At 71.7% G+C, this 11,557-nt stretch carries 12 protein-coding genes; 6 read left to right on the forward strand and 6 right to left on the reverse strand.

Features of this window, described 5'->3' with window-relative positions; translation table 11 throughout:
* The first annotated feature begins 77 nt into the window (after positions 1–77).
* The 6 genes from QWJ13_RS21240 (at position 78) to QWJ13_RS21265 (ending at position 4,164) form a co-directional block, all read left to right on the forward strand.
* A complete protein-coding gene (locus QWJ13_RS21240; protein WP_316526370.1) occupies positions 78–293 on the forward strand; it encodes a hypothetical protein in 216 nt (71 codons plus the stop codon).
* On the forward strand, positions 277–795 hold the full coding sequence (locus tag QWJ13_RS21245) for a DUF6879 family protein (RefSeq protein ID WP_316526371.1): 519 nt from the start codon (positions 277–279) through the stop codon (positions 793–795). The genes QWJ13_RS21240 and QWJ13_RS21245 overlap by 17 nt, the downstream gene beginning before the upstream one ends.
* On the forward strand, positions 782–1,639 hold the full coding sequence (locus QWJ13_RS21250; RefSeq protein ID WP_316526372.1) for a helix-turn-helix domain-containing protein: 858 nt from the start codon (positions 782–784) through the stop codon (positions 1,637–1,639). Before QWJ13_RS21245 ends, QWJ13_RS21250 begins: the two co-directional genes overlap by 14 nt.
* 72 nt (positions 1,640–1,711) lie before the next feature.
* A complete protein-coding gene (locus tag QWJ13_RS21255) occupies positions 1,712–1,975 on the forward strand; it encodes a DUF397 domain-containing protein (RefSeq protein ID WP_316526373.1) in 264 nt (87 codons plus the stop codon).
* Between the two features lie 76 nt (positions 1,976–2,051).
* Entirely contained in the window at positions 2,052–2,447 is a 396-nt protein-coding gene (locus QWJ13_RS21260; RefSeq protein WP_316526374.1) for a hypothetical protein, read from the forward strand.
* 157 nt (positions 2,448–2,604) lie between these two features.
* Positions 2,605–4,164 carry a ricin-type beta-trefoil lectin domain protein gene (locus tag QWJ13_RS21265; RefSeq protein WP_316526375.1) on the forward strand — a complete coding sequence of 520 codons (1,560 nt, stop codon included), beginning with the start codon at positions 2,605–2,607 and terminating at the stop codon, positions 4,162–4,164.
* Positions 4,165–4,218: 54 nt separating this feature from the next.
* Here the strand turns inward: QWJ13_RS21265 and QWJ13_RS21270 are convergent, their stop codons facing one another.
* The 6 genes from QWJ13_RS21270 to QWJ13_RS21295 form a co-directional block, all read right to left on the reverse strand.
* A complete protein-coding gene (locus QWJ13_RS21270; protein WP_316526377.1) occupies positions 4,219–6,714 on the reverse strand; it encodes an ABC transporter permease in 2,496 nt (831 codons plus the stop codon).
* Between the two features lie 36 nt (positions 6,715–6,750).
* Positions 6,751–7,539: an ABC transporter ATP-binding protein gene (locus QWJ13_RS21275; RefSeq protein WP_316526379.1), complete on the reverse strand. Its 789-nt coding sequence runs from the start codon at positions 7,537–7,539 to the stop codon at positions 6,751–6,753.
* Positions 7,540–7,622: 83 nt separating this feature from the next.
* Complete coding sequence (locus QWJ13_RS21280; RefSeq protein ID WP_432277578.1) at positions 7,623–8,909, reverse strand: HAMP domain-containing sensor histidine kinase; 1,287 nt, start codon at positions 8,907–8,909, stop codon at positions 7,623–7,625.
* Positions 8,910–8,926: 17 nt separating this feature from the next.
* Positions 8,927–9,640, reverse strand: coding sequence for a two-component system response regulator CseB (gene cseB / locus QWJ13_RS21285; protein WP_316526381.1), 714 nt, complete (start codon positions 9,638–9,640; stop codon positions 8,927–8,929).
* Positions 9,641–9,851: 211 nt separating this feature from the next.
* Positions 9,852–10,493, reverse strand: coding sequence for a peptide deformylase (gene def / locus QWJ13_RS21290; protein ID WP_316526382.1), 642 nt, complete (start codon positions 10,491–10,493; stop codon positions 9,852–9,854).
* 48 nt (positions 10,494–10,541) lie between these two features.
* Positions 10,542–11,534, reverse strand: coding sequence for a tetratricopeptide repeat protein (locus QWJ13_RS21295; RefSeq protein ID WP_316526384.1), 993 nt, complete (start codon positions 11,532–11,534; stop codon positions 10,542–10,544).
* Between the last annotated feature and the right edge of the window lie 23 nt (positions 11,535–11,557).

An 11,557-nucleotide genomic window follows, 5' to 3' on the forward strand; every position in this document is an offset into this window, starting at 1 on the left:
GACTAACGGCATGGCTGCGCTTGTCCCCTCTCAACCGCAGTCCGTAGCTTGTCGTCACCACAAGCAGAGGGGGCGTAGTGGAACTGAGGATGATCGCGGGTGGCCCGTGTGGCACATCCGGCGACGAGAACGGTGACTGCGACAGCGGGGACTGCCCAACGGTCTATGTGACCGACCGGGACACGGTCGCTGTTCAGGGGTACGACATCGACCGTGCGACCCCAGCCGGGGAGTCCGTGGTGGAGATCCCCAAGGCCGTACTGAGGGAGGCCGTTCGTGTTCTTGGATGGTGAGGAGTGGCAGAGCTACTTCCGGAACTTCCGGAGATCTGCCTGGCGCCTTGAAGTACAGCCCAGGTACACGATGCCCGCCGAGGCCGACAGTCTGGCCCGCTTCCTCCGTGGCGAGCCGAAGCCCGTCCACCACAATGCCGCTTGGCACACCACCGTCCGGGAAGCGGTGGCTTCGGGGAAGAGCTTCGGGCGCGTCCGTATCGTCCGGGAGCCCCTGACGGACTACCTCCGCTACCAGTCCGCGTGGGGAATCCCCGGAAACATCACAGCCGGGGAGGATATTCGCGTTCTCGACCTCACGGACCGAACGCTCGCTCTCCCGGAGCAAGACTTCTGGATGTTCGATGACGAGGTCGTCGTCCACCTGAACTACCGAGCCGACGGGACACAGATAAACCGTGAACTGATTTCGAACCCGGACCTTTCCACGTACCACCAGTGGCGCGATCTCGCCCTCGCTGAATCAGTCGGCTTCACAGAGTGGAACAGTGCTCGAACCTGAACTCCAAGGACAGCAGCGAAAAGACCTTGCGGAGGCCCTGAGAGGCCTCCGCAAGGCTTCCGGCCTTTCCGGGGAGCGACTGGCCAAGCGTTGCAACATGAGCCAGTCGAAGATCAGCCGGATAGAGACCGGGAGGATTCTCCCCACAGTTGTCGACGTTGAACTGATCCTCTCGGCTCTCGAAGTCGTTCCGCCGGAGGTGACAAGAGAACTCCTCGACCTCGCCCGCGCAGCGAACGTCGACTACGTGGCGTGGCGCACGCAGGCCCGACTGGGGCTGCACCACAAGCAGGCCGAGCTCAAAGCGCTGGAAGGGTCGTCACGTCTGATGCGCCACTTCCTCCCGGCGATCCCGACAGGACTCCTCCACGTGCGCGAGTACGCGGTGGCAACGCTGACGCCGACCGTTGGGAGCAGCCCGACGAGAGACGTAGCCAGAGTGGTCCAAGCCCGCATGGAACGACAGTCCATCCTTGACGACCCGGCGCGCCACTTCGTGTTCCTGATGACCGAACAGGCCATCAGGTGGCAACGGGCGAGTCGACCGATCATGGCGGCCCAGGCATTGCACATGGCAGCCGTCTCAGAGAAGCCCAACGTGGAGATCTCGATCATCCCGCAAGACCTTCCCGTCAACGGCACACCCATGAACATCTTCGTCATCTATGACGACCGCCTGGTCACTATCGAACTGTTCTCCGGCGAGGTGATCCTGCGCGATCCACAGGACATCCGTCACCATATAGAGCTGTTCGACATGTTTCTCAGCCATGCCCTTACGGGTGAGGCTTCCTCGGAATTTCTCCGACAGTGCGCGGACGAGTTTATGCCGGAGCTCGACTAGACGTAGATCGCAGCCCCCTACGGCCATAGCGTGTTTCTCAATCGACAGATCCGAGAACCACGGGAGCCTTCCATGTCCACTGCGGATTCCGTACAGCCGACCGGCCGGCACGACCTGTACGAACTCGACCTCTCCGAGGTCCGGTTCAACCGCGCGTGCGGCGGCAACCAGGGCGGGGGCGACGACGGCGAGTCATGCGTGACCCTCGGGCTGGTGAAGCACGGCGTCTTCGCCCTCGGCGACAGCAAGCGTCCCGACCGGGAGCCGCTGCTGTTCACGACCGAGGAGCTGACCAGCTCCGGGATCGACCCCGCGCGGTTCGGCCTGTCCGTCTGACGTCCCCCAACCACCCCGGTCGCCCGCAGCTTCCTGCGGGCGACCGGGGCACCAACACATCCAAGGACCAGCGCAGTTGCACTTCCACGGCTACGAATGGACCGGTGACGGCCGGCTCCTGGCGAAGGAGTCCGAGCGGAGGCCGGTCGACGGCGGCGGGTTCCGGCTCTCCGAGCTGCCACCGCTGATGACGGGCTGGTGGCTCCTGAAGCCACCAGCCCAGATCCGGGGCACCTGGGCCGCACCAGCCGACGCAGCCGACTGGCTGGTGAAGCGCTACGAGGAGCACACGCCCGGCGGTGAACCACGGCTGCCAACCGAGGCACGCCGACAGCAAGCGCTCGACCAACTGGCCGACTCCTCCGACGTGGTGTGGTCCCGCTGGGTCTCCGACAGCCGTTGGTCGGGCCACTACGTGATCGCCTGCCCGAACAGGACCTGGCCGGACATCCCCTGCCCGGCCGGAGCGTGAGCCTCCGCGCGCGCTGGGAGGCATCTTCGCGCGCTCGGGTGCACGCTCTGCCGGGCAGGTGAGGGCGGCCCGATCATAGGGCGATCCGGAGTCGGTCGGCCGCGAACCAGGTTCATGGCCACCGCACTTCACCGAAGGCACCATCGGGAGGATCTCCATGACCATCCGACCGCGACTGCCCTTCCGGGTCGTCGCCCTGGCCGCGACCCTCTTCGCTGCCATCGCCGTCATCCCGCTCACGGCCACCGCCGCCCGGGCGGCGAGCCCGATCTGCATCAGCGGCACGATCCAGTACGACTACCAGTCCCCCGAGGACGGGGCGAACAAGCCCACCCGCACCAAGCCGCTGCGCAACGCCATCATCGAGTTGTGGGGCGCGGAGAAGAGCACCGACACCGCGCACGCGCTCAACTCCTGGTCGATCACCAACGCCAATGACGGCGGCTACAACCTCTGCTACACGCCCACCACGACCACCTCGCTGAGCACCGTGTGGGTGAAGGTCTGGGCGGCGGGCTGGTACAGCAACCTGTGGCGGGTCCTCGACGGCAACGGCCAGTACTACAGCCTGGACCTGCCGGCCCTCTCCAACGTCACCGGCAACAGGAACCTCGGCACGGCCAAGCCCCCGGCTTCCGCGGTTCGCGCCTGGCACACCCTCGACACCCTCAACCTCCTGTGGTGGAAGCGCCAGAACCCCAAGAGCGACTGCTGGTCCGCCAACGAAACGGACAGCTACAACTGCACCCCGCTCACGGTCATCTGGCAGGACGGCCCCAGCGGCTCGTGGTACGACACCGGCCGGAACAGCGTCTACCTCATGGGCATCGACGCGGACTCGGAGCACTACATCCTGCACGAGGCCAGCCACTTCCTCATGCACCGCCTCCTCAACGGAGTGTGGTCGAGCAGTCTCAACTGCCAGTCGCACCACATCTCGTACGCGATCCCCGAGGGGTGCGCGTGGTCGGAGGGCTTCGCCGACGCCTCCGCCGCCTACGCGTACGGCGACTCCCGGTTCGTCTTCGGCGACGGGTCCGACACCAATTTCGTCTACGGCAACGACTGGGGCGTCGGCGACCAGGTCGAGGGCAACGTCGCCGGCTCCCTGCTCGAACTGTGGCGCAACGTCGACACCGACTGGAGCGGAACCATCGCCGCGATCGCCGCGCAGAAGCCGCTCACCTTCAACACCTACTTCAACTCCACCCGCCCGGCCGCGAATCCGCCCCTGGCCACCGGCAGCACGGCGCTCGCCAAGCTGCTCCCGCACACCATCGACTACGGGCCCACCATCGTCGGCGACGGCAAGTACCGCAGCCTCACCGACGGCGGCGGCGTGGTGCTGGACCGGATGGGCGGGTGCGCCAACGTCACCGGCGCGAACGTCGACCTCAACACCGCCGGTGCCAACCAGGGTTGGCAGCGCTGGAAGCTCGACGCGAACGCGGACGGCACCGTCCGGGTCTCCGACGGCTGCGCCCAGCCGCTGACCCTCACCGCCCCCACCGGCGTCGGCGGCACCGTCACCGTCAAGGTCTACGACCCGTCCAACGCCTACCAGAAGTGGAAGGTGACCAAGGCCAACGGCACCCTCAAGCTCGTCAACCCGCAGACCGGCCTCGCCCTCGACCGGACGAGCACCGCCCTGGGCGCCCTCGTGACCGTCAACACGTCGAGCGACTCGAACTCCCAGTCCTGGGCCGCTCTCGCCTGAACAGCGGGGCCGGTGCGGGTGATCCGCACCGGCCCCGCCGTCCGAACCGCGGCCTCACCCCTGAGCGACGGCCTCCAGCGGGCTCAGCGCCGCCGCCCGGCGGGCCGGGAGCGCCGCCGCGAGGACGCCGACCGCCAGCGAACCCAGGCACACCAGTGCCAGCGTCCCCCAGGGCAGCGCCAGCGTGTACCCCTCCATCGCGCCGCCCGCGAGCGCGCCGACGGCCCAGGCGCCGAACAGGCCGCCGGCCAGGCCCAGCAGGGTGCCGAACGCGGCGACCACCACCGCCTCCAGGCGGATCATCCGACGGATGCCGGGCCGGTCCAGCCCGATGGCGCGCAGCATCCCGATCTCCCGGGTCCGCTCGGCGACCGACATGGCCAGGGTGTTCACGATCCCCAGCGCGGCGATCACCCCGCCGATCGCGAGCAGCCCGTACATCAGCGTCAGCAGGCTGCCCATGACCCCGGAGGCCTCGCGCACCAGCTCGGCCCGGTCCTGCACCTTGAGCAGCGGATTGTCGCCCACCGCCGAGCGCAGCCCGTCCCCGGTCGCGCCGTCGCCCTGCACCAGGATCCGCTGGACGGAGCCGGGCCGGTAGCTGTTGCGCTGCACCTCGGCGCGGTCGCCGAGCACGCTGCCGGCGGTGGGGTTGTCCCGGTAGACGCCCACCACGGTGTACGGGGTGGACTCCTCACCCCGGCCCATCCGGACGTCGACCCGGCTGCCCGCGCTCACCCCGTTCTCCTCGGCGATGCTGTCGGCGAGGGCGATCCGGCCGGGCCCGAGGTCCTTGAGCGAGCCGCTGACGAAGTCGAGCTTCAGGGCCTGGCCGACGGAGGCCGGGTCGACGCCGGCGATCTCGCGGACCCGGCCCCCGATGAGCGCCGTGGAGTCCGCGATCGCGGTCACCGACCGCACCCCGGGAGCGCCGGCCACCCGCTGCACGGCCGCCGGGTCGATGACGGTCATCGGGCTGTCGGTGCCGATCACGTAGTCGGCGCCGAGCCCGTCCGCCGCCTGCCGGTCCAGGGCCTGCCCGGTGGAGGCGCCGATGGTGGCGAGCCCGCTGACCAGCGCCGTGCTGATCAGCAGGGTGGTGGCGGTGGCGGCGGTGCGGCGTGGGTCGCGCAGGGCGTTGCGCTGGGCGAGCTGTCCGGTGGCGCCGAAGCGGCGGGTGAGCGAGCCGGCCGCCCGGATCGCCGGGCAGGCCAGCGCGGGCGCCAGCACGATCAGGCCGACGACCAGGGCCGCGCAGCCGAGCATCGCGCTGCGCAGGTTCTTCTCCGAGGCGTCCTTCGCCGAGCCTTCGAGCGCGATCAGCAGGCCGACGCCGAGCAGCAGCAGGACGGTACCGACGACGGGCCGCAGCCAGGAGCGCCCCTCCGGCCCCGCGGCCGCCCGCAGCGCCTCGATGGGCGCGATCCGCGCGGCCCGGCGCGACGGCAGCCAGGCGGCGAGCACCGTCACCCCCACCCCGACGAACAGCGCCGCCACGACCGACCGGCCTCCGATCTCCAGCGGGCCGGTCGGCAGCCGGCCGCCGTCGGTGCTCAGCAGCTCGGGCAGCACGGACGCGATGCCGAGGCCGAGCGCGAACCCGGCCGCCGACGCCACCAGCCCGACCAGCACCGCCTCAACCAGCAGCGAGCGCACCACCTGGCGCCGGGTCGCCCCCACCGCCCGCAGCAGCGCGATCTCCCGGCCGCGGCGGGCGACCAGCATGGTGAAGGTGTTGACCACCAGGAACGATCCGATGAACAGCGACACCCCCGCGAAGACCAGCGGCATCTTCTGGTAGCCGCGGGTCAACGTCTTGACGTAGATGGCCTGTTGCTCGGCCTGCGCCAGCCCGGTGGTGGCCGTGACACGATCGGCCGGGAGCACGGCCGTGATCCGCTGCGCCAGCTCGTACTGGCCGACACCGGGCGCGGCGACGACGTCGATGCCGGTGTACGCCCCCGGCTGCGCGAACAGCCGCTGCGCGGTGGCCCGGTCGAACAGGGTGAGGGTGCCACTGGACGTCACCCGGGTGTCCTCGGTGGTGACGATCCCGACCAGGCGCGCGGTGAGCACCGGGCCGTCCGTGGCCAGCGTGACGGTGTCGCCCAGCCGGTAGCGGCCGGCGTCCGCCGTACCCCGGTCGACGGCGATCTCCTCGGCACCGGCCGGGGCCCGGCCCTCCACCAACGGGTGGTGCCCGGACTCGTACGCGCCCGCGAGGTTCGCCCCGCGCTTGACCCGCAGCGGCTTGCCGTCCGCCGCGTTCAGGGTGGCGCTGCCGTCCGCCGTCGGCCGCACCGCCGCGACGCCGGGCACGTCCGCGATCCTGCGCGCCAGGGCGTCCGTCAGGTCCTCGGGCTCCTGACCCGTGACGGTGACCGCGATGTCGGCGAAGTTCCTTGACGCGGCGGCCCGTTGGGCGGCGGCGGTGGAGTCGGCGAAGACGAGGGTGCCGGAGACGAACGCGACACCGAGGCAGACCGCGAGGACGGTCATCAGCAGGCGCGCCTTGTGCGCCAGCACGTTGCGCAAGGCTGTGGTCAGCATGAGCAGCTTTCGATCAGTAGGAGGGGGCGCGAGGCTTCAGCCGGCGACGGCGGGGCTCTGGGGGCTCCCCCCGGAGAAGCGCCGCATGACGTCCAGCACCCGGTCCGGCGTCGGGTTCGCCATCTCGTCGACCAGCCGCCCGTCGGCCAGGAACAGCACCCGGTCCGCGTACCCGGCGGCCACCGGGTCGTGGGTGACCATGACCACCGTCTGCCCCAACTCCCGTACGGAGTCCCGCAGGAAGCCGAGCACCTCGGCGCCGGCCCGGGAGTCGAGATTGCCGGTCGGCTCGTCGCCGAACACGATCGCGGGGCGGGCCACCAGCGCCCGGGCGACCGCGACACGCTGCTGCTGCCCGCCGGACAGCTCGGCCGGGCGGTGGCCGAGCCGATCGGAGAGCCCGACCATCGCCACCACCCGGTCCAGCCACTCCCGGTCCGGCCTGCGGCCCGCCAGCGACAGCGGGAGCGTGATGTTCTCCAGCGCGGTCAGCGTGGGCAGCAGGTTGAACGCCTGGAAGATGAACCCCACCCGGTCGCGCCGCAGTTGGGTGAGCTGCCGGTCCCCGAGGCCGCCCAGTTCCGTCGTCCCGATCCGGACGGAACCCGAGGTGGGGGCGTCCAGCCCGGCCGCGCAGTGCAGCAGGGTGGACTTGCCGCAGCCGGACGGGCCCATGATCGCGGTGAACTCGCCCTCCCGGAAGATGACGCTGACCCCGTCCAGGGCGGTGACCCGGGTCTCGCCGCTGCCGTAGACCTTGGTCAGGTCGGAGGTGGCGGCGGCGATCCCCGGTGTCACGTACGGGGCAAGGGCGTTGACGGTCACGGGGAGGGCTCCTGTCCGAGGTGCGGGTCGGTTCACTCCGGATGGTGTCCGAGCCACGTATCGGGGCCCCGTGCCGCCGTGTATCAGTCCCCGCTCCGCTCGGCAGCGGTTCCGTAGCGGTCCGGTGCGTCCGGCAGCCGCAGCGTGGCCACCGCGCCGCCGTCCGGCGCGTTGGCGAACCGCAGGTCGGCGCCGAGCAGCCGGGCCTGCCCGAGCGCGATGGTCAGCCCCAGCCCGTGGCCCGTGCCGCGCTCGGCGGCGCCGGTGTGGAAGCGGCGCGGCCCGTGGCGCAGCAGCTCGTCGGGGAAGCCGGGGCCGTGGTCGCGCACGACGACCGTCCGGCCCTCGACGGTGACCAGCACCGGGGCGGCGCCGTGCCGGTGGGCGTTGAGGACGAGGTTGGCGACGATCCGCTCCAGCCGCCGCGGGTCGGTCTCCACCGACGCCGGCTCCCCGGCGATCACGACGTCGGCCACGGCCTCGGCACCGGACCCGGCCCCGGTGCGCGCCACCGCCTCCCGGACGACCTCTCCCAGCGGCACCCGCACCGGCACCGGCTGCTCCGCCCCGGCGTCCAGCCGGGAGACCTCCAGGAGGTCCTCGACCAGTCCCCGCAGGTCCCGCACCCGGGCCCGGATCAGGTCCTCGGTCTCCCCGGCCGGCAGCAGGTCGGTGGCGGCCAGCAGCCCGCCGACGGGCGTGCGCAGCTCGTGCGCCACGTCCGCGGTGAACTGCCGCTCGGTGCGCAGCCGTCGGCCGAGGCTGTCGGCCATCGCGTCCACCGTCGCCGCGATCTCGGCGACCTCGTCGCCGCCCTTGGTGGGGCCGGTCCGGGCATCGAGGTCCCCGGCGGAGATCCGGCCGGCGGTCTCGGCGACCCTGCGCAGTCGGCGGGCGAGCAGCCCGGCCCCGTACCCGGCGAGCGGCAGGGCCACCGCGAGCGCGACCAGCGAGGCCACCGCCATCGCCGCGTCCAGCCGGGGCAGGTGGGACAGCTCGGGCGCCATGTTGACCTGGACGGCCAGCACCGGGCTGCCCGTCCCGCCGGTGCGCTGGGCGGCCCAGTAGGACGGTCCGAAGTTCCCCCGGACGCGCCCGTCGTAGGCGGTGTGCCGCCGGTCGTCGGGCAGGTGCCGCAGTTCGGCGGGCAGGTCGGGCGGGTCCAGCTCGGCGCCGTCGACCAGTGCTCCGGTGCGCCGGTGGACGTCCATGGCCGCGTACACGGCGTTGAAGGCCCTGGCCTCGGCCCGGCCGCGGATGTCCTGGGCGGTCCACAGGTGCACCAGCACGCCGACCGCCACCGCGACCAGGCAGGCGGTGGCGGCGGCCAGCGCGGCGATCTTCCAGCGCAGCGAGACCCCGCGCGGCATCCGGACCCGCACCGCGCTCAACGCCTGAGCTTGTAGCCGAAGCCGCGGACCGTCTCGATCCGCTCCCGGCCGAGCTTGCGGCGCAGCCGCTGCACGCACAGGTCGACGACCCGACTGTCGCCGTCCCAGCCGTACTCCCAGACGGTGCGCAGCAGGGTGTGCCGCTCCAGCACCACCCCGGGGTGGGCGGCGAACTCCAGCAGCAGTTTCAGCTCGGTCGGCGTCAGCGCCACCGGCTCGCCGCCGACGGTCACCTCCAGGCCGACGGGGTCGACGGCCAGGTCCCCGAACACCAGGGCCTCCGTCTCGGGGGCGGCCCCGGGCGCGGGAGCGGAGGCGTACGTCGCCCGCCGCAGCAGCGAGCGGATCCGCGCCACCAGCACATTGGTGTCCACCGGCTTGACCACGTAGTCGTCGGCCCCGGCCTCCAGCCCGGCGACGACGTCCAGGCCGTCACCGCGGGCGGACATCATCAGCACCGGCACCAGGCTGCTCTCCCGGACCCTGCGGCACAGGCCGATCCCGTCCAGGCCGGGCAGCATCACGTCCAGGATCAGCAGGTCGAACGGTTCGTCGCGGAACAGTTCCAGGCCGGTGAGCCCGTCCGCGGCGGCGCGCATCCCGTAGCCGTAGCGTTCCAGCGCGACGGTGAAGGAGCGGCGCATCAGGTCGTCGTCCTCCACCAGCAGCACGCGGACGGGGCGCGGGGACGGGGCGGCGGGCGAGGACACGGACGGAACGCTCCAGTTCGGCGAACTACACGGGGCGGCGGACAGGGGGAACGATATGGCAGATACCGGACACGACGGCCTCGGTGCCCGCGTCGACGGCCGGGGGGGACCACCCGACGCGCGGCGGACACCCGGTGGATACCCGGGGACGCGAAAACGCGGGGGCCGGCCCGGGAGTCCCCCGGACCGGCCCCCAACACGCCGTCGGGCGTTACGCGTTCGGCACCGTCGCGTACTTCGGGGTGCCCTCGGCCATCTGCCGCAGGGCGTCCTTGCGGTCCCGCTTGGACAGCTTGTCGATGTACAGGAAGCCGTAGAGGTGGTCGGTCTCGTGCAGGAGGCAGCGGGCGAAGAAGCCGGTGCCCTCGACGCGGATCGCCTTGCCGTCCTTGTCGACGCCGGTGACCGCGGCGTAGTCCGGGCGGGGCAGCTCGGCGTAGGCGGTGGGGACGGAGAGGCAGCCCTCGTTGCCGTCGTCGAGGACCCGCTTGCGGTCCTTCGGGAACTCCTCCAGCACCGGGTTGATCACGTGGCCGATGTGGCGCACGCCCTCGTCGTCCGGGCAGTCGTAGACGAAGACCTTGAGGTCGACGCCGATCTGGTTGGCGGCGAGGCCGACGCCCTCGGCGGCGTACATCGACTGGAACATGTCGTCGATCAGCGCGGACAGCTCGCCGTCGAACGCGGTGACGTCCTTGACCTCGCGGTGCAGCACCGGGTTGCCGACGACGGTGATCGGGCGGGCGGTGCCCTTGGAGAGGTCGGGCTCCTCACCGATCACCTTCACGGGCGTCTCGGGCGCCGTCCCCTCCACGTCGTGCTCGTGCTCGTGCTGCTCGGCCTGCTCCGCCATGTCTTCCGCTTCCGTACGTAGGTCTGTTCGTTTACCTCACCAGGGTACTCAGCAGACTTCTTCGAGGTCCCGGTAAGCCCGGGTTCCCGGGGCGCCCACGACCCAGCGGTCCAGCAGGGTGCGCACCAGGTGGGCCGGGGCGGCGATCCCGCACTCGCGTTCGACCAGCCAGGACATCCCGGCCGCGCCGCCCTGGCTGAGGTGGCTGAGGTGCCCGGGGTGGGCGGCGTCGCCGTCGTCGTGCGGGTCGTGGTGGGCGGCGACGCCGTCGTCGGAGGCCATCCGGCTCTCCGAGCAGGCGCGGCACAGCAGCCGCACCGAGGAGGTCCAGTCCTCGGCGGCGTAGCCGGCGTCGGCGACCAGGCGCTCCAGGGCGTCCCGGTCCCCGGCGGTGGCGGCCTGGAGCAGCACCACGTAGGTCGGCACCGGGGAGGGCGCCCACAACTCGATCTCGTCGAACACCGGGTAGGCGACGCCGTCGGTGACCCGTTCGCCGTGCGGGGCGCCGTCGTGCAGCACCACCTCGCCCCAGCGCCGGCCGGAGGAGGGCAGCGGGATGGACAGCACCTCGATCCGGGCCGGGTCCAGCCGGCGGCCCCAGACCACCTCGGACTCGCCGTCCGGGGAGAGCCGCACCGGGGTGGTGCCGAGGTCCAGGCTGACCGGGCCCTCCTGCTGGACGCCGGGGCCGCCGGGCAGCTTCAGCCCGTACGCCTGCCAGGCTCGGCGGGCCAGCGGCCAGTCCTGGAGGGCGGTGGCGGTGATGCCGAGGTTCCACCAGTCCGGGGCGCCGTGCTCGCGGTCCAGCAGGGCGACGGCGCGCAGGCCGGCCGAGCGGGCCTGCTCCCAGTCCCGGCGGAACTTGTGCAGCAGGGCGAGGTTGAACCAGGAGTCGGAGAGCCAGGGCTCCAGGTCGGCGGCCATCACCAGCAGCGCGCCGGCGTCCTCGTAGCGGCCGTCGCCGATCAGCGTGAAGGCCCGGTCGGTCGTCTGTCGCCAGGTGGCGGACGGCCGGTGCCGTGCCCGGTGGAAGATCCTCACGTTCGTCCCTGCCGTCGTCGTCC

Origin of the sequence: Kitasatospora brasiliensis (assembly GCF_032654805.1) — a bacterium.
In the GTDB taxonomy this organism is placed as follows: Bacteria; Actinomycetota; Actinomycetes; order Streptomycetales; family Streptomycetaceae; genus Kitasatospora; species Kitasatospora brasiliensis.